This window comes from Rhizobium sp. Leaf453 (genome assembly GCF_001425605.1).
In the GTDB taxonomy this organism is placed as follows: Bacteria; Pseudomonadota; Alphaproteobacteria; order Rhizobiales; family Rhizobiaceae; genus Pararhizobium.
This window is the reverse complement of the sequence record NZ_LMRG01000010.1, coordinates 41066-61102: the sequence shown is the minus strand read 5'-3', so window position 1 is coordinate 61102 and position 20037 is coordinate 41066. Positions and strand designations below refer to the sequence as shown.

14 protein-coding genes and 2 pseudogenes are annotated in these 20037 nt (G+C 57.7%); 6 read left to right on the top strand and 10 right to left on the bottom strand.

Going from position 1 to position 20037, the window contains the following annotated elements; genetic code table 11:
- The first annotated feature begins 110 nt into the window (after positions 1 to 110).
- On the top strand, positions 111 to 1358 hold the full coding sequence (locus tag ASG68_RS12730) for a polysaccharide pyruvyl transferase family protein (RefSeq protein WP_162243546.1): 1248 nt from the start codon (positions 111 to 113) through the stop codon (positions 1356 to 1358).
- Here the strand turns inward: ASG68_RS12730 and ASG68_RS12725 are convergent.
- The 3 genes from ASG68_RS12725 to ASG68_RS12715 form a co-directional block, all read right to left on the bottom strand.
- Positions 1344 to 2327 carry a glycosyltransferase family A protein gene (locus ASG68_RS12725; protein WP_062601984.1) on the bottom strand — a complete coding sequence of 328 codons (984 nt, stop codon included), beginning with the start codon at positions 2325 to 2327 and terminating at the stop codon, positions 1344 to 1346. The genes ASG68_RS12730 and ASG68_RS12725 overlap by 15 nt on opposite strands.
- 57 nt (positions 2328 to 2384) lie before the next feature.
- Positions 2385 to 3830, bottom strand: coding sequence for an oligosaccharide flippase family protein (locus tag ASG68_RS12720; protein WP_062577262.1), 1446 nt, complete (start codon positions 3828 to 3830; stop codon positions 2385 to 2387).
- A gap of 185 nt (positions 3831 to 4015) precedes the next feature.
- Positions 4016 to 4774: a response regulator transcription factor gene (locus ASG68_RS12715; RefSeq protein ID WP_082478016.1), complete on the bottom strand. Its 759-nt coding sequence runs from the start codon at positions 4772 to 4774 to the stop codon at positions 4016 to 4018.
- Between the two features lie 335 nt (positions 4775 to 5109).
- On the opposite strand from ASG68_RS12715, the gene ASG68_RS12710 reads away from it, so the two are divergent.
- The 3 genes from ASG68_RS12710 (at position 5110) to ASG68_RS12700 (ending at position 12319) form a co-directional block, all read left to right on the top strand.
- Positions 5110 to 9408 (top strand): CheR family methyltransferase, encoded by a 4299-nt coding sequence (locus ASG68_RS12710; RefSeq protein WP_244484210.1) that lies wholly within the window; start codon positions 5110 to 5112, stop codon positions 9406 to 9408.
- Between the two features lie 459 nt (positions 9409 to 9867).
- Positions 9868 to 11139, top strand: coding sequence for a hypothetical protein (locus ASG68_RS12705; protein WP_062577258.1), 1272 nt, complete (start codon positions 9868 to 9870; stop codon positions 11137 to 11139).
- A 199-nt stretch (positions 11140 to 11338) separates the two neighbouring features.
- On the top strand, positions 11339 to 12319 hold the full coding sequence (locus ASG68_RS12700) for a hypothetical protein (protein WP_062577256.1): 981 nt from the start codon (positions 11339 to 11341) through the stop codon (positions 12317 to 12319).
- Positions 12320 to 12473: 154 nt separating this feature from the next.
- Here the strand turns inward: ASG68_RS12700 and ASG68_RS12695 are convergent.
- A pseudogene (locus ASG68_RS12695) lies at positions 12474 to 12879 on the bottom strand (transposase); the annotation flags it as partial.
- Between the two features lie 9 nt (positions 12880 to 12888).
- Here ASG68_RS12695 and ASG68_RS32865 point away from each other — a divergent pair.
- Positions 12889 to 12969 (top strand): annotated as a pseudogene (locus ASG68_RS32865) (IS21-like element helper ATPase IstB); the annotation flags it as partial.
- A 103-nt stretch (positions 12970 to 13072) separates the two neighbouring features.
- Here the strand turns inward: ASG68_RS32865 and ASG68_RS12685 are convergent.
- From ASG68_RS12685 to ASG68_RS12660, 6 genes are all read right to left on the bottom strand, one after another.
- A complete protein-coding gene (locus ASG68_RS12685; RefSeq protein WP_062577252.1) occupies positions 13073 to 13366 on the bottom strand; it encodes a type II toxin-antitoxin system RelE/ParE family toxin in 294 nt (97 codons plus the stop codon).
- Positions 13367 to 13368: 2 nt separating this feature from the next.
- Positions 13369 to 13647 (bottom strand): type II toxin-antitoxin system ParD family antitoxin, encoded by a 279-nt coding sequence (locus tag ASG68_RS12680; protein ID WP_062577249.1) that lies wholly within the window; start codon positions 13645 to 13647, stop codon positions 13369 to 13371.
- A gap of 207 nt (positions 13648 to 13854) precedes the next feature.
- The gene (locus ASG68_RS12675; protein WP_062609769.1) at positions 13855 to 15231 is read right to left on the bottom strand and encodes an aspartate aminotransferase family protein; all 1377 of its coding nucleotides are present in this window, start codon (positions 15229 to 15231) and stop codon (positions 13855 to 13857) included.
- A 40-nt stretch (positions 15232 to 15271) separates the two neighbouring features.
- Positions 15272 to 16768 carry an NAD-dependent succinate-semialdehyde dehydrogenase gene (locus ASG68_RS12670; protein ID WP_062601978.1) on the bottom strand — a complete coding sequence of 499 codons (1497 nt, stop codon included), beginning with the start codon at positions 16766 to 16768 and terminating at the stop codon, positions 15272 to 15274.
- Positions 16769 to 16890: 122 nt separating this feature from the next.
- The gene (locus tag ASG68_RS12665) at positions 16891 to 17385 is read right to left on the bottom strand and encodes an Lrp/AsnC family transcriptional regulator (protein WP_062577238.1); all 495 of its coding nucleotides are present in this window, start codon (positions 17383 to 17385) and stop codon (positions 16891 to 16893) included.
- 76 nt (positions 17386 to 17461) lie between these two features.
- On the bottom strand, positions 17462 to 18049 hold the full coding sequence (locus ASG68_RS12660) for an amino acid synthesis family protein (protein WP_062601976.1): 588 nt from the start codon (positions 18047 to 18049) through the stop codon (positions 17462 to 17464).
- 167 nt (positions 18050 to 18216) lie between these two features.
- Here ASG68_RS12660 and ASG68_RS12655 point away from each other — a divergent pair, with 167 nt between their 5' ends.
- The gene (locus ASG68_RS12655; protein WP_062609767.1) at positions 18217 to 20022 is read left to right on the top strand and encodes a helix-turn-helix domain-containing protein; all 1806 of its coding nucleotides are present in this window, start codon (positions 18217 to 18219) and stop codon (positions 20020 to 20022) included.
- Positions 20023 to 20037: the final 15 nt, after the last annotated feature.

Sequence of the window (20037 nt, the reverse complement as noted above, 5' to 3'; positions counted from 1 at the left end):
GACCGAAGAGCGAACGTTTGTCGCCGAACAGACACCTAAAGTTTTCAGAGCTCTTAGCTATGATGATGCCGTACGCGGCGCTATCGCGGTCTTTGTCTCCGGGAGCTTACGTGAAGATCGCATTATTGGGCCAGTTTGGCAGTGGAAACAGCGGCAACGACGGATCGCTCGAATCCATGCTGAATTTCCTGAAACGGGTAAAACCTGACTGCGAGCTGCTCTGCATCTGCTCGGACCCGAAGGTCGTGGAGCAGCAGTACAGGGTGCGCGCCGTTAGCATCAGCGGAGTCGTTCTTCGACGAGGGTGGTTCAAAGGTTTTAACCGGTTTCTACTCAACCTGCCGCGCCGGGTTCTCGTCTTTTGCTCCCTGATATCCCAACTCAACGACGTGGATGTGCTGATTATACCGGGAACAGGGATCCTGGACGATTTCCAGGAGCATCCTTTCGGCTGGCCCTTCGTGGTCTTCCGTTGGTGCATCGCCACGAGGCTGCGCAAGGCGCGCGTCGCCTTCGTCAGCATTGGCGCCGGCCCCGTGAGCCGCCGTGTCAGCCGCTGGTTCATGCGGGCAGCAGCAAACACCGCCGGCTATCGCTCGTTCAGGGACGAATTCTCGCGCGAGTATGTGAAAAACATGGGTGTCAATGTTTCCCGTGACGGGAAGGTCCCCGACATTGCCTTTAGTCTGCCCGCGCCGCAACCTGCCTCGCGGCCGCGTGGTCTTCGTCTCGTGGTCGGTGTCGGCCTAATGCATTATCGGGGCTGGGCAAAGGACTTGGCCGATGCGGACGACCTCTACGAGCGCTATATTTCCAAAATGGCAGGTTTCGTGGAATGGCTGACTGACGAGGGACACGACGTGCGGCTGCTGACAGGCGATCGCGCCGATCTGCGCGCCGTTGCCGATCTTTCGGCTCACCTCGCTGCAACGCGACCGCTGCTTGCGACGGGCCGGATAACCTCCGGAGAAGGCGGAACGCTGCATGGCATCATGCGCGATATTGCTTTGACGGACATCGTAATCGTTTCGCGCTATCACAACGCAGTGTGCGCGCTCAAGCTCGGACGTCCGATCATTTCACTCGGCTACGCCCAGAAAAACGTCGATCTTCTGGCGGATTTCGAGCAGCATAAGTATGCACTGCACATCGAAACCTTCGATGTGCAGCTGCTTGCGGTGCATTTTCGAGAAATCTGTGTCAACTTGGTATCCATATCGGAGACAATTCTTTCTCGAGGTGAAGACGTGAATCTGCGGCTCGCGGAGCAGGAGAGGGCCTTTCTCGAATGGATCGACGCGGTGCCCATACATCGCCGCAAGCCGAGCAAGCCTGAAGTGTTATCACCCATCCGCTGATGCAGCCGATGCGACACACGCGCACCAAGCGAGCGAAAGGGCCTTCTTCAAACGGCCTTCCTGCGCAAGGTACCCCAAAGGGGGGAACACTGCTGCAGTCGGACGAAGACGGATCGCGTCGAAAAACAACCTTCCAGCATCCGGCTCGTGAAAGATCAGCGCGCGCAGCGCGCTCCAATAGGCTCGGTCGCTGATGGCGTGTTCTGCGATCCGCAACAGCGAAGCGGCATCGGGGCAGGAGGCTCCCGCCCGATAGAAGAACAGCCGGAATGCCGCCTCGAACTGGCGGTTCCAAAGATGCGTACCACGCACGCGTGCGGACCGGCTTGAACCATGCACGCGAGCTATCGCTTGGACAGTGCCAGTCGAGGCGATGTCGCCGGTCAAAGCAAAGCGCATCCACATTTCCAGATCGTCGGTATGGGATAGCCGAGTGGTATAGTGACCAACCTGTTTCTGGGTGACGGTGCGCACCAGAACCGTCGGTCCGCTGACGGGATTTTTTCCGAGAAAGCAAAGCATTTTCAAGAAATCGCTTCCAGCATTGACATCCCATGTGCGGCGCCGATTTTCTGTGTAGGCAAGCGTTTCGCCATCATGCAGGAGCAGGCTTCGGCCATAGGCAAGATTGGCCGAAGGCGCTCGGTCAAGAATCCTACGTGCTTCCTTCAACGTGCCCGGGACGAGAAGATCGTCAGCGCAAAGAATGAGCAGGTAGTCGGCTTGCGCCCAATCGATTCCCTCGTTGAAGGAGGCGTGCGCGCCCAAGTTGCTTGGTCTTAGACGAAGCTCAATACGTGAATCGCGGCGGGCCAGTGCCCGAGCGATGGAAGCGCTGTCATCAGAGGACGCGTTATCGATGATAAGGATGCGCAATTCGTCGATGTCCTGATCCAGAACACTACCGACACAGCCTGCCAGATATCGCCCGTAATTGTAATTCGGAATTACAACATCGATACTGGTCATGTCCTGCATCCTTCTGATGTTGGCGAAGCGTGGCGCCCCACACGTTCTAGCAGACGGTTATTTTACAGACGTCCTCAACCGCACGATGCTCAAGTGGGGGATGGAGCGGCCGGTGAGGAGCGTAAACTCCTCCAGGATCGGATGCGCGATTACCAGAAGACCTAGGCTCCACCCCACGGCGCAGGACGTGCAGCAGACAATCACCTGAATGATGGACAGCCGTGAGTCGAACCCGTTCAGCGCGAGAACAGCCAGGGGAACGGTCAATGAAAGGGCGCTTGCGATGGCGCTCCGGCCGAAAACTGCGCCAAGTTCCGCCCACGTGAATGGCACGTGCTTTCGAACGTAAAGAATCGAGATGTAAGCCTGGAAGGGGAGGGAGATGAACTGGCTGAGCGCCAGAGCTGTCAGCCCCTGGAAGCTTGCCGCGCAGATGATCACCGTCGAAAGGCCCCGGCCGACGAAGTTTGCTTCGCAGGCATGCCGGTTGGCCCCGAGCGCCACGAGGATCGGGAAGGTCAGAATGCACGGGACGGAAAAGAAGGCTGCAACCGCCATAAGCTGCAGGATCGGAACAACCGACACCCATTCGCTGCCCAGCGCCAGAAGGACCACGGGATGCGCCAAGACCCCCAGCATCAGCGTGGTCGGCCAGTACAGAACGCTGATGTAGGCCATCAGCCGCAAATAGGATGGCTTGATTTCGCGGTTGTTCCTGACCTCTGCGGAAAATGCAGGAAATGCTACTGCGAAGATCGCCGACAAAAGAAATTTGTCCGGGAGCCCGCAGACGAGGTTTGCCCTGTTGAACAAGCCGACGTTGGACATAGGCATGATGTGCCCTAGGACCAACTGGGGCAGGGCCTCATACGCCCTGTCTAGCACGGAGGATGCCCCCTTGTACCCGCCGAACGCGATGATTGCTCGCGTTCCGCGCAAACAGGGCCGGAACATCCACAGCAACGGCCGGGCATGAAATGACAACATCATGCGCACCACCGCGCCCGCCAGCGTTCCCCAGGCGAAGCTCATGATGCCGGCATCGAGCAATGCGGCAACGACCACGCCGAGCGCATACACGATGCCCGATGCCGTATTGATGCGGGTGGCGATACCAAACTGCATGTCACGGCGGATCAGGGCCGATGCCGGTCCGGAAAAGGCATCGAGGACGCCCGCCACGGAGATCACGTGAATGAACCGCGTCAGTTGAGGCTCGCGGTAGAAGCCGGCGATCTGCGGCGCAATTGTGCAAAGAACCGCGGCGATGATCATCGAAAGCCCTAAGATAAGAGTGGTCGCCGTGCGTATGTCGTCCGTCGACACATTCGCTCGCTGGATCAGGAACTCCGACGTTGCCAATTCGCGGATCGTGAATGCGATCGTGCCAATGCCGAGCCCGATCACAGCCGCGCCGATCGTCGAGGAACCGAGGATCCTGGAGATGACGAAAATCATCAGTACACTGATGACGATCTGGCAATACTGCTCAAGTGCAGCCATTAGGTAAGCTTTGCGTATCCCCACATCGATGATCCCCTTCGCGGATGATTGGTGTCTGATGAGCATGCCCTCAAACGGGGACAAGATGATCAGACACCAATCATCCGCGTGCACATTGGCAATGTAATGCCTGCAATTCGGGGAGAGCACATAGTCAATATAGGTAGAAGGTGATGCGATCCGGCTTAGTTGAACTGCGAATTGATTTTGAACATCGCCTCTGTGCGGTTGTGCGCATTCAGTTTCTTCATGATGTTACGAATATGAACCTTGACCGTGCTTTCGCTGAGATTCAGTTCGTAAGCAATGATTTTGTTGGCTTTCCCGCGGCGTAATGCTTCTATGACCTGCTGCTCGCGAGAGGTGAACATCTCCGAACGCCGATGTTGCCGTTGCCCGGCTGTAACGAGAAGGTTTTGAATGTGGGTCAAGCATTCGGTGGAAATGAAGATACCTCCAGCGAGTGCCAGCGAGATGGCTTCGACGCAGATGCCGATGCCCACCGTTGAGGGGATATAGCCCTTCGCTCCGATTTCCAGCGCTGCAAAGATCTGGTGGATATCCTGATTGTCGGACAGGATGATGACGGGTATTTCCGGGAATTCGGCAATGAACTGGCAGATTTCCTCGTTCATCGACGCATGAAGGAAGTCGCGACTGCCAACATTGAGGAGTATGCCACGAAACGTCTGCGTGAAGGCGTTTTTCCACATTTCGATCGAGCTGAAGAGGACGATGTCCATGTCCAGTCCGTGCGAGATGAGGCTTTGACCGAGGCATTCCCGATCAAGCGCTCTCTCATCGATGATTGCGAGAATTTCGCTCTCGGGGCTGGCTGCCTTTTCCGGCGAGCGAATATGATGCTCACCTTCCCGACTTTTGACGCTCTCGCTAGATTTAGTTGTATATAATCTGCCAGGGCTGGGTGAGATTGAATGCAACATAAACATCCCCATTTATTCAATAATATCATTTATGTTAACTTCAAAATTAAAAAAAGATAGTATCGGAAAATACTCATATTCATAAAATATAATCATTGAGAATGCTGGTGGTCATTAAAAGGAATTATCGGATTTTTTGAATTTATTTATTTTGTGGACGTGCATAAATCGGTATGATGTCTGCGTGACAGCCAAATTTATTTTAAAGCGCTGATCTCGATAATGGCTGCGGACGACACGAGCAGCTAGGCTTTTTGTCGTTTCAGTTTAGATGAAATTGAAGCAGTGGCGCGAAATTGCTTGCGCCACCGTGAGACCCACCCAAGAGCGATCCTTTGAGCGAACCATTGATAAACACCCCGGACTTTCCTATCGTCGGCATGGGATCGTCGGCAGGTGGGCTCGAGGCGTGTCGCAGATTTCTCAGTGTGGTCCCTGCCGATTGCCGGATGGCGTTTATCCTTGTCCAGCACCTTGATCCTTTTCACAAAAGCATGATGGTGGACTTACTGGCGAAGGATACGAAGATCCTCGTTTGTGAAGCATCGGATGGCATGGTCGTAATGCCGGGGCACGTCTACGTGATCCCGCCCAGCAGTTATATTGCCCTAGACGCGGGAGTTTTGCGCGTAACGAAACCGGAGATCGCGCATGGCAGGCAATTCGCCATCGACTACCTGTTCCGTTCCCTCGCCTTATTTTTGAAGGAGAAGGCGATGGTCGTCGTGCTATCTGGCTCCGGCTCGGACGGAACGCTGGGAAGCGTTGAGGTGCGGAACGCCGGTGGTCTGGTCATTGCACAGGATCTGCAGGAAGCTGGGCACGATGGAATGCCACGCAGCGTCGTCGCCGCCGGTGCGAACGACAGCCTGCTTCGAGCCGCGGCTATGCCGGAAGCCTTGAGGGCGCATGCCTCCGGTGAGCGCGTTCTGGGAATGGAAAACAGCCGGCCTGATAGCACTAAGACGAGCCAAACAATTTCGCAGATCATCCAGTTGTTGATCGACGAGACGCACAGCGACTTTTCGCTCTACAAGCATGGCACGATTGAACGGCGTATTCAGCGGCGAATGGCGATGCGCTCGATTGGCAACGGCGATATGCGGCAATACCTTGGGGTATTGCGGCAAGATGCCCACGAGAGAAGTCAACTCGCAAAGGATCTCCTGATCCACGTAACCGCATTTTTTCGGGACGCGCAGGTGTTCGAACGCATCGCGAACGACGTTTTCCCGGCGCTTCTCGATAACAAAAAACCAGATCAGACGCTGCGCATCTGGGTGGCGGGTTGTAGTACCGGCGAGGAAGCATATTCATTCGCAATGTTGTTTCGCGAGTATGCCGATAGCAAAAAACTCTCGATAAAACTCCAGATCTTCGCATCCGACAATGATGCCGATGCTATCGCCGTTGCGCGGGAGGCGCTTTATCCCGCGAGTGCACTGGAGGACGTTTCCTCGGAACGTTTGAACCGATTCTTCGTCCGCGAGGAGGATGGTTACCGTGTTGCGCCTGATTTGCGCGGCTTAATCGTCTTTGCGCTCCATAATATCCTCGCCGACCCGCCATTTTCAAATATCGACATCATATCGTGCCGGAATGTTCTTATATACTTGGAGGGGGAAGCACAGAGCAAGACGATGGCCCTTTTTCACTTTGCGCTTCGAGATAATGGCATTCTGGTTCTCGGTAGCGCTGAAACAGCCGGAAGGCCCGGAGATTATTTTGATCCGCTTCTGAAAGGAGAGCGAATTTATCGGCGCACAAGCCCACGTCGGCGCAGTGAGGTGAATTTTGCGCTCGGGTCGGGACCATTTCTGCGTTCTCTGGCTCCGAACACCCAGAGCCACTTATACAGCCGGCAGGCTGCATTGGGCGACCTGTGCCGACGGATAGTGCTCGCAAATCATTCGCCGGCTGCAATTCTCATCAACAGCCGGAACGAGAGCATCTATTCGCTGGGGCCGGTCGGCCGTTACATGCAGGTTTCGGCGGGGATACCGAGCCATGACGTATTTTCGATGCTGCCGCGCGTTTTGCACAATGATTTGCGTTCGGCAATCCGGCAGGCGCATCGCGAAAAAAAGCGCGTCGTTGCGCGTGGCGGACGGGTCAGTGACGCGACAGGTCTCCTTCGTTTCGACATGCACGTCGAACATGTCGACTATGGCGGAGAGGAGTTTGTCCTTGTTTGCTTCATCGATGTCCGCAGGCAGAAAAGTGGCAGTGACAAGACTGTCACGCCCGCCGACGTTTCGCGCGTGGGCGAGCTCCAACGAGAACTGGATGAAGTGCGCGGCGAGTTGAACAGCGCGATTCGCGACTTGGAGATTGCCGGAGAGGAGCAGCGGGCCATGTATGAGGAAGCCCTGTCGCTCAACGAAGAATTTCAGTCTGCCAACGAGGAACTGGTAACGTCCAAGGAGGAATTGCAGTCGCTGAACGAAGAGTTGACCGTTCTGAACGGCCAACTGCAGGAAACACTGGAGCGCCAGAACGCGACCGCAAACGATCTTGAAAACGTGCTCTACATCGCAGATGTGGCGACGCTGTTTCTGGACAACGCGTTGAATATCCGTTTTTTCACGCCTGCAATCAGGTCCGTCTTCAGCATCCTGGGCAGCGACATCGGCAGACCGCTTGCCGATTTAAGTCCCAAGATGGATGATGCGGATTTGTTCCAGGACATAGCCCGGGTGTTGCAAACCGGAGATACCGCCGAGCGTGAGGTCCTCGCCCATGGTGGTGAATGGTATATCCGCCGTGTGATGCAGTACCGCACGCTGGAGGGTGGTGCCGACGGTGTTGTGATCCTCTTTGTCGAAAGCACCCACCAGCGGCTGGCGGCCGATGCATTGATGGCTGCAAGGCGCGACGCGGATGCTGCCAATCTATCGAAATCGCGATTCCTAGCCGCGGCGAGCCATGATCTTCGCCAGCCGCTGCAGACGTTGAAACTCATTCAGGGTCTTCTTGAGACTTCAAAGGAAGGCGATGGACGCAAACGCCTGGTTGAAAAACTGGGGAGCACGATCGCTTCCATGTCTGGAACGCTGAGCACGATGCTGGGCATCAACCAGATCGAGGCCGGCGTCGTCAAACCACACAAGGAGAGTTTTCCGATCGGCGGCCTGCTCAAGCGTCTTGGGGAGGAGTTCTCGGTCAGCAGCGAGGTGCAGGCGGTGCGTCTCCGTGTCGTGCCATCCAGCTTTATCGTGCACACTGATCCCCGCCTTCTGGAGCAGATGCTTCGCAACCTTGTTTCAAATTCGCTGAAATACACGCGGATGGGACGTATCCTTGTCGGTTGCAGACGCGCTGGCGATCGTGTCTTCGTCCAGATACGGGATACCGGGATCGGCATATCGCCGCGTGCGCTTGCAACGATATTCGACGAGTATAACCAGGTCGTGCCTGCCGACGGTGTCCACCAACATGGTCTGGGACTGGGGCTCTCTATCGTCAAACGGCTGGGTGACTTGTTAGAACACCGGATCGAGGTTCGTTCCAAGATCGGGGCGGGCTCACTCTTCTCGGTCGAAATCCCTTTGGCATACGCCGGACCCACAACTGTCCTGCCACTGCCCAGCCGCGAAGCTGCAAAGGGGAGCGCCGCCAAAGCAGTGGTCTTGATCATTGAAGACGACAACGATGTCCGTGACCTGCTGCGCGTCGCCCTTCTACAGGAGGGGCACCAGGTGTGGACCGCGTCGCATGCGGAAGAAGCGCTCTCGATCCTTTCGACTGAGACGATGCCTGATGTGATAATTGCGGATTTCAATCTCGCCCACCGGTTGACCGGATTACAGGCAGTCGTCGCGATCCGCGAGATGCTGGCGCGGGACATCCCGGCAATCATCCTGACAGGCGATATATCGACCGATACGCTGCGTACAATTTCGGACCATAAGCTTCAGATACTGTTCAAGCCTGTGCGGACAAGCGATCTCAATCGCGCTATTCAAGAAATCCTTTCGCAGCATTCGCCTGAAGGCACGCACGGCAGCAATATTCGGAAGGCGGCCGCAGACGGCGAGTGCACGCTTTATCTCGTTGACGATGATGATGAAATCCGCGGCAACCTTCGAACCTTCTTCGAAGGAGAAGGGTGGATCGTGTGGGACTATAGCAGTTGTGAAGCGTTTCTCGCGGACTACACGCCCAATCAGGATGCCTGTCTCCTGATCGACGCTTATCTGCCGGGGATGAAAGGGCTCGATCTCCTTACCGTGATGGAAGACGCCGGCCTCCAGATCCCGACCGTTATGATTACCGGACATAGCGATGTCGAGATCGCCGTTCAGGCGATGAAGGCTGGCGCTTCCGATTTCATGGAAAAACCAGTCGGCCTGGCGCAATTGCTCGCAAGTGTAACAGCCGCAGTCAGTCAGTTTCGACGCGCGCGCAAATCCACCGCAGCGGGGGACGTGGCGCGTATCACAATCGAGGCTTTGACATCAAGGCAACGACAGATCATGGAAATGGTTGTCTCCGGTCGCTCGAACAAGGTCATTGCGTCCGAACTCGGCATAAGCCAGCGCACGGTCGAAAACCATCGGGCAGCAATCATGAGAAAGACGAATTCCAATTCTCTGGCGGCGCTTGCGCGCCTAGTTGCCGCTATGGGCAACTAAATTTGTGGTTCCGCATTTCGCCATCGCCGCTGATCTACCTCTTTTGGCCAGCTTGGCAACGCAATGCCCGAGAGATACCTACGTTGCTGCGAGCGGGCCTGATATCAAGGGCCAGGACGCGCGGCGGGGCTTTTCCGAGCATCGGCGCGGCCTGGCTCGAACTCCACTGACAGATTTAATGTCGCTGATGATTTGAATTAAACGTCGCGCAAGGTGCTGGCGCCGAGGCCACGCCATCTGCGTGGCGCGGTTGACGGTATAGCGGCAGTGGTCTCAGCCTTGTCGCCTTTTTGCCGAGCCTGTCCGGAGCCTTGCGTCAAGGCAGCGGGGCCATCTGTGTTGGTGCCCTCTCGTTGCGATTGCACCGTATGGCGCGATGAAAACGACGGCGCCCAGCCGCGTCGCCGTGATGGCAGCCGTACGAAAGCCTTTTCTCCCTCGCGCGCGGAGTTGCTTGCGATGAATGATTTCCTGACAGCGATGCTGTTCCTTGTCGTTTTCAGTCTGGTGGCGTGGGGGATGATGAGCAGAAGGCGGGTCTTCGAGTTCCCCTTTCACGTCGGCGCCGTCAGCTTTGCATTCATCATCGTTCAGGTTCCAGGTTTGGCGCATGATCCCTTTGTGCCGGAGGCAGCGTTCATCAAGGCCGTCGGGTTCTTGATTTTATGCCTTTTGATGTGCTGGTTCGGGTGGACCAGAAACGGGGAGCCGCTTTACTTCTTTCGAATGACATTCAGCGAACCGCGGCTGCTGATCGGCGCTGCCGTCTTGTCTGTCCTGGGTGCATATTTCTATTATGCTCTGAGCCGCCTGCCCGGCGAAGTCACCATCGCGGTCCAGATGACAGGCGTGCCGGTGATCTACGTGTTTTTCTCGCGTTTGCTGGTCTACGGTTTTGCCATCTCCGTCCTGTGCCTGGCGCGCTGCTTCTCTGCCGGCGCGCTCGGCATCATGGCGTTCGATCTTGCTTTCATTGTCGATCGCATCGTGCGTAGCGGCAGCCGTGCAGACACGACCGAGTTGCTCATGATCTGCGCGCTCGCGCTGTGGTTTTACAAGCGCCGGGCGATCCCCCGTTGGCTCGCCCTCGGTGGCCTAGTTGTCGGCACTTTGCTCATGAACAGCGTCGGCGACTATCGAGCCATTTCGAAGAATAACACCGGCTCGGCTTGGCAGGACATCGCCGAAATTGACCTGCTGGAGAACACCGCGAAAGTCTGGTCGAGTGGTGGCAACGAAATGAGAAACGCGATCCAGAGGGTGCGTTATGCCGACGAAAAAATGGAGTTCGACTACGGTCTGTCCCACTGGAATAATTTGGTGTTCTCGTTCATACCGGCACAACTCGTCGGCGTTGACGTGAAGTCCAGCCTGATGATTTCCCAGCCCGCCCTTGCGAGGGATTACGATCCCGTTCTCGGCACAACGGAGACGGGGCTCGCCGATGCCTTTCAATCGTTCTGGTATTTTGGAGCGGTTAAGTTTTTCGGCCTCGCCTACATCATGCGCCGCATCTTCGCGTCGGCCGAGGCGGGTGCGTTCGCTGCGCAGTTCGTTTACGTTATGTCTGTCGTACCGGCCATGCACGCCATATCCCACAAGACCGATTGGGTGTTGATGGTCTGGGTGCATATGCTCCTGTTTGCAGTTCCCATCATGATGTTTGCGCTGACGTCGAGAACGCCGCTGCGTCACTCGATCCATGCGCGGAAACTGCCGGTGCCCGAGTAGGGCGGATGGGGCTTTGACGCGGTCGCCCCCGAAAGCATTCGCCGTAGGCTCATGTTCCTGTCGATGCCGCAGCTACCATCCTGATCGAAATTCTGTCTGATACAGCACTTCAGATGCATTGAAGAAATGCTCCAAACCGGCAACCTGCCTGGCACAAAGACATCTTCTTCGCACTTGGCCTTTCAAGGGAGCGATATCGGTGAACGCGCAACATGACGGTCTGAGGCTCTTCACACTTCTCTACATCGACGATACCGAGATATGGAACGCAAGTATCGGGGCCGGGAAGCTCGCGTTCAAGGACGTTTACATACGGTGCGCCTCCAATTTTTCACAAAGCTGCACCGGGCAGGGAGTTCAGCTGGAAATTCTCACAAACGAACCCGCCTACGTAAACGAACAACTTGCAAAACTTGGTCGGCCCCTAATCGCGGTCGGGATGGTTTTCGACCGGGATGTGCCCCGTGGAATTCCATTCTATGCGGCACATTTCAAGCTGGACGTCTTTCGTCAACTCGGGACGGGAAACTTCGGAAACCGCGTAGGGCTCGTCGATAACGACGTCGTCATGCTCGAGGCGCCCGAAATCGATTTCGACTTGTGGAACGAAGACAGGCTTTTCCTTTATGATATCACGCCAACGGTGTTGGAAGAATACGGGAACGATTTGGTTAAAGCCGATATGGAGCGTGTCGCTGGTGCCGGCGTCGATACCATTCGATGGTACGGAGGAGAGTTCGTTGCCGGATCAAGCGCTGCCTTCCGCACGCTGTCGGAACGTATCGAACTGCTCTGGCCGAACTATAGGGCAGCAATATCGACACTGCATCACGTCGGGGACGAGATGATAGTTTCCGCCGCGGTCAACTTGCTGGCCAATGAGAAAAGCATGAAGGTAACGGATATCGGCGCCGAGCCGTATCGCTGGATCAGCCGATGGTTCTCCGCCAGAACGATGTTCTATCAGATGCCATTGTCCTACCATTTCAACAGCTCAATGTTGCACTTGCCAGCAGACAAGCGATTTATCGCGGATTTTTCGGCTGTACCGTTTGATACCCGTCTGTTTCTCTCCAAATTCAGGATTCATGTAGGAAGAAAACTCTTTGCCAGACGTCTGCTCAACAGCATCTTTTTTTTCAAAAGGCGGGGCGGCAAGCAGGTGTCCCGACTGAATTGATGTTAAATGCATACTGCAACCAGAGCGCTTCCAAAGAGTCTCAAGGCGCGCCACCTTCTTTAGGCATCACAAACGGTCTGAAACAAAATTCCTATAGATCAGAGAATAGCTATGCAAGAGCAATTTCCCATCAGAAAGCATCATATCCGGCAGCCTAGAAGTAATTCCGGCACTCGTCAGGTTTGAACTGCTTGATGGCGTCGGCGATAGCCTGCGACAAGTCTGGGATGGTTCTGGCGGCTGCGGCCCGAAGCAAGGCATTCAGGTTGGAGAATGCCACTTCGATCGGGTTGAAGTCGGGCGAATAAGGCGGCAGGTAGATCAGGCCTGCTCCTGCTGCCTCGATTGCGTCGCGAACGCCTGCGACCTTGTGGGCGGGAAGATTGTCCATGATGACGATATCGCCAGGCGTCAGTTCGGGAACGAGAGCCTGGCTGACATAGGCAAGGAAGGTGTCGCCGTACATCGGGCGGTCCAGCACGCACCATGGGGGCTGCCATGCCGCCAAGTCGAAGGCCGACAGTGCACGTCGTGATCTTCCAATGACCATGCGACACACCCGTCATGGATCCCTGGTGCGACTGGCCACAGGCATCTTCGTCGCCGACCAGCGCAATGTCGTTCTCGTCGGCCGCACGGGAACAGGCAAGAAACGCTACATCGAGTTATTCGAATGTTCCATAAATAGGCGTTATCCCACGCGTGCGATGTCGATGGTGGTTTCTTTTCTGTAGCCACGCTGACACGCGCCCCTTAAAAAACGACTTGGGAGGAAATCTTCCGGCGTCCGTGCAGCACGCGGATGATTTCGACTGCGCCGCCGGTGAGCCGATAAAGAGTTAGATACTCGCCTGAGACCAGATGCCGAATACCCGGTGAAATGTCGTCGCGCGCCACTCCCGAGTAAGGGTGTCGTGCGAGATGCTGCCAGCGCGCCTCAATCGCATCGAGAACTCGATCAGCTGCGACTACGTTTTCAATGGCAATGTAGGACCAGATTTCGATCAGGTCCTCATCGGCACGATCAGTGCGGACAATAGAAAGCACAGTTAGCTTTCGCGTTGTGAAGACTCAAAGCGATGGCGCGCGGCAGCTTTCACCTCGGCCATCGTCGAACGCTGACTCGGACCGCTGTCGATGCCCTCATGAACAAGCGCTCGCAGATCCTCAACTGTATAGCCAAGCAAATCCCGTCTTTCCTTCCACTCACGCAGGGCGTCGCGGATGACTTCGCTAGTTGACGCATATTCGCCAGCATCGACCGCGTTTCGCACAAATCTCGCCATCTCAGGTGTCAATGCAATGGTAATCTTCTCAACCGTCGTCATCGTATAAGCCTTCTTATCGCCACATCCATGGTATGCGATTAGCGTACCGAAGGCTAGATGCCGATATGCCGGACTCGGGCAACTACTTGATTCCCTTCCGCGTCGCTTGACGGCCGAGGTGACCACCGTTCGATTCCCTTCAAGGCGGCCGTATGATTAATGTCGCACGGCCGCCAGTGTCGTTTCGTTTCAAGCTGAGCCCGGCGCTTAGCGGCCGAATACCGACTCGATAGCGCCGGTAGCCGCCTTGACGACAATGTCGGCTTCGGCGCGGGTCAGGCAGAGCGGCGGGGCAAAGCCGAGGATATCGCCCTGCGGCATCGCACGGCCGATAACGCCGCGCTCGAGCAGCGCGGACGAGACCTGCGGGCCGATCTTCTTTGACGCATCGAAGAATTTGCGGTCATCCTTGTCCTCGATGAATTCGACTGCTGCCATCAACCCGTCGCCGCGCACGTCTCCGACGTTTTTGTGGCCAGCGACGGCCTTCGCCAGTTCGGCTCTGAAATAGGCGCCGGTGGAATCGGCATTGTCGACAAGGCCGAGTTCATCGACCAGTTCGAGGTTGGCGATACCGGCGGCAGCGCAGATCGGGTGGGCGGAATAGGTCCAGCCATGGCCAATGACGCCCATCGTGTCGGACCCCTCGACCAGTACCTGCCACATCCTGTCGGAGACTATCGAACCGGACAGCGGTGCGTAGGCCGAGGTCAGGCCCTTGGCGATGGTGATGAGGTCTGGCCTCATGCCGTAGTGATCGGAACCGAACATTGAGCCCAGACGGCCAAAACCCGTGACGACTTCGTCGGCGACCAGGAGGATATCGTATTTCTCCAGCACCGCCTGGATCTTCTGCCAGTAGCCGGCCGTTGGCGGCACGATGCCGCCGGTGCCGAGGATCGGCTCGCCGATGAAAGCGGCTATCGTGTCCGGCCCTTCTGCCAGGATCATCTCCTCCAGCTTTTCGGCGCAATGCTGCGAGAACCGTTCCTCGCTCATCGAACGATCCAGGCGGCGGAAATAATAAGGGGCTTCCGTGTGCAGGATCGGCGCGCGCGGCAGGTCGAACAGGTTGTGGAAGAGTTCAAGCCCGGTCAGCGAGCCGGTCATGACGCCGGAGCCGTGGTAGCCACGCCAGCGCGAGATGATCTTCTTCTTTTCCGGGCGGCCGAGGATGTTGTTGTAGTACCAGATCAGCTTGATGTTGGTCTCGTTGGCGTCCGAACCGGAGAGACCGAAATAGACCCTCGACATGCCCTTCGGCGCGCGGTCTATGATCATCTTGGACAGCGTGATCGAGGCTTCGGTGCCGTGGCCGACATAGGCATGATAATAGGCGAGATTCTTCGCCTGCTCCGCGATCGCATCGGAAATCTTCCGGCGCCCATAGCCGACATTGACGCAGTAGAGCCCGGCGAAAGCGTCGAGACTGGTGCGGCCCTTGGTATCGGTGATGCGCACGCCTTCACCACTGGCAATGATGCGCGTCGGTGTTTCACCGCGCGCATGCATGCCCATATGGGTTGACGGGTGAAATAAATGGTCGCGGTCCCAGGCGTTCATTTCGTTGCTGTGTTCGGACATGATGTCTTCCTCTTGGGGTTCGGGAAAGCGTCTACGAGCCTCAGGCGGCCGTGTCGATGCAGAGATATTTGAGTTCGGTGAAGGCCTCGAGGCCATGACGGGAACCTTCGCGGCCAATGCCGGATTGTTTCCACCCACCGAAGGGAATCGGGCTGCCGGTGATTTTCACCCGGTTTATCGCCACCATGCCGTATTCGAGCACACGGCCGAGCCGCATCTGACGCGCGCCGTTTTCCGTGACGACATAGGCGACCAGGCCATACTCGGTATCGTTGGCGCGCGCGATGACCTCTGCCTCTGTGTCGAAAGCGGTGATGGCGGCGACCGGCCCGAAGGTTTCCTCATGCATGATGCGCGCCTCTGCGGGCACGTCGGCGAGAAGCGTCGGCGTGTAGAACAGTGGACCGGCCTTGTGCCGCGTACCGCCGGTCAGGAGGGTTGCGCCGCGGGCAAGGGCATCGGCTACGTGCTCTTCCACCTTGGCCACTGCGCGCGCATGCATCAGCGGGCCGATCTGCGCACCCGCCTCCAGCCCCGCACCGACCTTCAGCGTCTCGACGCGAGCCTTGAAGGCAGCGTTGAAGGCAGCAAGGACCGGACGCTCGACATAGATGCGATTGGCGGCAAGGCAATCCTGCCCCGACGTTGCGAACTTGGCATCAAGGGCAATATCAACCGCCTTGTCGATATCGGCATCGGCAAAGACGATCAGCGGTGCATGGCCGCCGAGTTCCATGACCAGCCGCTTCATGGTCGGTGCGCATTGAGCGGTAATCAGCCTGCCGATCTCCGTCGAACCGGTGAAACTCAACGCGCGCAAACGCGCGTCGCTGCTCATGCGGCCAACAATGGTGGCGGCGTCGCCTGTGATGACATTGAACACGCCGCGCGGTATCCCGGCCCGTTCGCCAAGCTCGGCCAATGCCAACGCCGACAGCGGTGTTTCCGACGAGGGGTGGACGACGACCGTGCAGCCTGCCGCCAGCGCCGCAGCCGCCTTGCGGGTAATCATCGCGCAGGGGAAGTTCCAGGGCGTGACGATGCCGACGACACCGAGCGCCTCGCGGCGCACGATCATCTCGGCGCCCGTCAGGTGGCTGGTGACGCTCTCGGCATTCAGCCGCTTGCCTTCCTCGGCATACCATTCGACGAAGGAGGCGGCGTAGTCGATTTCGCCTTCGGATTCCGTCAGTGGCTTTCCCTGTTCCAGCGTCATGATCAGCGCCAGGTCGTCCTTGGCGGCGAGCATCAACTCGTACCAGCGGCGGAGAATTTTCGCACGGTCCTGCGGCAGCAGCGCCCGCCATTTCGGGAACGCGGACGCTGCCGCGCCGATGGCCGCGGTGGTCTCGTCCGCATCCAGGGCGGATACCCAGGCGAGCGGTGCGGCGGAGGCGGGATCGCGCACTTCAAGCGTGCGGTTCGCCTCATTGGCAATCCAGCGGCCGCCTACATAGGCCAGCGATTTCAGCAGATGCTTGTCCTTCAGGCGCTCCAGCGCCTCATGACAGGTGGGGCGTGCGAATACGGCGTTCATCTTAGGCTCCTCGGGTTTGCAAGTTGCCGGAAGTCTGGCAGTTTTCACGCGAGGAATGGTCTGTTGAGCCGGATGATAAGAGGGGATTGGTCCAAAGAAGGCAGCTGCCGCAGAGGAATCCTCTAACTGTTCGGTGCTTTCGGCGCGGAAAAAAGCACCGACAGCGGCAACGCAGTTTCCTCCTTCACCGTCTTGGTGACGATGTAAGTGAAATAGCGAGCGATGCCGATTTCGCGGTCGAGCATGCCATCGACCAAACGCTGGTAGGCGTCGATATCGGCAGCCATGATCTTCAGGATATAATCGACCCCGCCGCCGACTGACCAGCAGGCGGTGATTTCGGCAATGGCGGCAACAGCGCGTTCGAAGCGATCGAAATCCGCCTGCCGGTGGTTTTCGAGGGTGACTTCCATCATGACGCTGGCGACGGGCGCCAGGCGACGGACCGCGACGCTGGCGTGGTAGCCCGAGACGATGCCGGCTTTTTCCAGCCTTCGAAGCCGCATCCAGCAGGGGGTCGGCGATAGGCCGACCTCTTCTGCCAGCGCCACCTTGGTGATGCGGCCGTTGCGCTGGACGGCCTCAAGGATGCGCAGGTCGATCGCGTCCAGTTTCATGCGCCTTCAAATCCTGCCGGTGATGCAACAATCATCCCTGATACTGCTCGTTGATAACCATGCGGCGAACTGGCGGTCACGCTTGCATTTCGGCTTCCATCTCCGCCATGTCCTGGAAACGGTCGGCGATGCGGGCATGCGCCCGACCACTATCGCAGGTGCCTATCGCGACGACGATCTCGTCGGGTCCCGGCGCATCGGCGATCTGGAAGCTCGCGGTGAGGAAGTGCGAGCGCTTACCGGATTCGGTCTTGTGCGTCATCGGCAACGACAGGAGCGCGCCGGGAGCCGCGCGCGTGTTGGTGAATTCCAGGTAGGAGGTACCGTGGACGGCGTTGCGGAAGACGTTTCCGAAGCGCAGAGTATGGATCAGGGCCGAGCCGTGCTCGATTTCTCCATTGACGCCGACGGCGGCGGTCTTGCCGAAGGCCTCGACCTTTTCGGCTGGCATCAGAGCGAGCAGGCGGCGTGTCAGTTCCTGGCCGAGCACCGGCGCCACGCGCAGGATTTCCGGCCGCAGGTTTTCGACGAAACCGCGTCCGGCCCAGGGATTACGCAGGATGGCCGCGACAACCACCATTGTAATCGGCCGTTCCGCATACCTGCCGCCCTCGATGAAGGTCTCCTCGATGAACGTAGCAATTTTCCTGATGCCGATATCCATGGTCGCGATCTTTCCGTTTATGGTGTCGGCGAAACTAGTGAGCAGTGAACTCCAAAATCTTCCTGCTTTTCGCAGGAAAGGATGACTTCATTCTGCTCTGAAAAAGAGTAGAATGAAGGCTAAGTAACGGTGCAGACTTCGGCTTGCCCACGGAGTACATCCGCAGCTTGGACAAGAAATCGCAGATCCTGTCATTGAGGGATGTCGCCAGCCAGATCAACAGCGGCGGCGATCTAACGGCTGTACTGAGCGACCTGATCATTGCCGCCTGCCGCCATGCGAATTGGTCGTTGGGCTCGATCATGGCGATCGATGCGGCGCATGGTTATGCCCATGTCGTCGTGCGGCATGATCCGACGCTGATCCACCGGCAACTGCCGGACAAGTGGGAACTGGCGACAAGCCCCTCGCTGATTGCGCTACAGCGCAACGAGCCTGTCTATATCCGCGATGCGCGAGAATCCGAGGAGTTTCCTGGCTATCGGCGCGAGGCGTTCGAGCGTGATTACCGCACGGTTCTGGTCATGCCGATGAACTGTGCCGATAGCGAGGGCCGGCCGATGGTGCTGAGCGTGATCGCGCGCAAGATCACCGACGTCTCAGAAGACGATCTCGCATTCCTTGGCATGATCGTGCATTTGGGAGCGATTGCCGTCGAGCGGCAGCACCGGCTGGAGGCGGAGAAGCGCTCGTCCGACCGTCTGCAGAGAGCCTTGCAGGCGCATACGTCGCTATTGGAACATGTGCTGGCCGACGGGTCGGTCGCCTCGCTGTCGAGCATGATCGGCGCCCTCTTACCCAATCCGCTTGTTGTAATCGATTTCACCACCAACCAGGTGATCCCTGGCCACTCTCCCAATCTTGGCCAGTTCGAGGATGCCGCCTGGCAGGAGGCGGCAGCGACGTCGCTGAGCCGGCCATTGATGCGCGCCGCGCGCGACGCGATTGACCGCGGCAGCAGCGAGACGGCCAATCTGTTTCTCGATGACGGAACGCGCCGGTTCACAATTTCGGCACGGATCGAGCCGCTGAATGTCGATGCCCAGCTGGTCGGTGCGCTGATCATCTTTCCGTCGTCGCGCGAATTCAGCGATCTGGACCTGCTGATGCTCGACAGCGCCAAGTTTGCGCTCAATGTCCAGATGATGCGCAGTTTCATCCGCTTCCGGTTCGAGACCCGCACCCAGACGGAACTGTTTTTCGAAGTCGTCGAGCAACGCTGGCGCAATGCCGGCGACCTGTTGCAGCGGGCGCAACGCCTCGGGCTCAATTTTGCAACTGCGCAGCAGATGATCGTCGTCGACTTTCCGGAGCGCACGAAAAGCCTTGGTGGCATCTCAATTGATGTCGAGCACAGCGTCGCACGCATATTGCAGCAGGCGGCGGTAGCGGCGAACGTGATTGCTACCGACGGCGGGCTGGTCTGCCTAGTGCCCTTCGATGCCAGCAAACGGCAGGTAAAGCTCAATAAGGTGATGCGCCGTGTCGCCGAGGATCTCGGGCGATCCTTCGAGGAAGAACCGCTCGTCGTGGCTAGCAATCGCTGCAACGGCCTTGCGGATTATCCCGCAGCCTGGGAGCGATGCAGACGCACGATCCGCATTGGCCGCTCCTTCGGGCGCACCGGCGCGCTGTCCGGGCAGGATTTCGGGCCGCTGCCTTTGCTGGTCGCGGCATCCGATACCGGCGATATCCGCGGCTTTGTCCATGACAGCGTCGGCGCCATCGCCGAGCATGACCGCGACAACGGTACGCCCTATCTCGAAACGCTATCGATCTATTTGCAGGAAGGCTGCCGCAGCCAGGCCTGCGCGGATACGATGGGCCTGCATGTGACGACGCTGCGATACCGCCTGTCGCGTATCCAGGAGTTGTTCGGCATCGATGTGGAGACGCCTGAAAAACGCTTTGCCGTCGAATTGGCGTTACGACTGCATGCCGTAATCGCCAATCGGAGCCCCGCCGAAAGCTAGCCCTTACCACTGCAT

Coding starts and splice junctions, on each gene's coding strand:
- ASG68_RS12675 (WP_062609769.1), bottom strand. CDS start 15,231: ATGTCCGAACACAGCAACGAAATGAACGCCTGGGACCGCGACCATTTA.
- ASG68_RS12720 (WP_062577262.1), bottom strand. CDS start 3,830: ATGGCTGCACTTGAGCAGTATTGCCAGATCGTCATCAGTGTACTGATG.
- ASG68_RS12680 (WP_062577249.1), bottom strand. CDS start 13,647: ATGACGACGGTTGAGAAGATTACCATTGCATTGACACCTGAGATGGCG.
- ASG68_RS12725 (WP_062601984.1), bottom strand. CDS start 2,327: ATGACCAGTATCGATGTTGTAATTCCGAATTACAATTACGGGCGATAT.
- ASG68_RS12660 (WP_062601976.1), bottom strand. CDS start 18,049: ATGGATATCGGCATCAGGAAAATTGCTACGTTCATCGAGGAGACCTTC.
- ASG68_RS12670 (WP_062601978.1), bottom strand. CDS start 16,768: ATGAACGCCGTATTCGCACGCCCCACCTGTCATGAGGCGCTGGAGCGC.
- ASG68_RS12715 (WP_082478016.1), bottom strand. CDS start 4,774: ATGTTGCATTCAATCTCACCCAGCCCTGGCAGATTATATACAACTAAA.
- ASG68_RS12705 (WP_062577258.1), top strand. CDS start 9,868: ATGAATGATTTCCTGACAGCGATGCTGTTCCTTGTCGTTTTCAGTCTG.
- ASG68_RS12665 (WP_062577238.1), bottom strand. CDS start 17,385: ATGAAACTGGACGCGATCGACCTGCGCATCCTTGAGGCCGTCCAGCGC.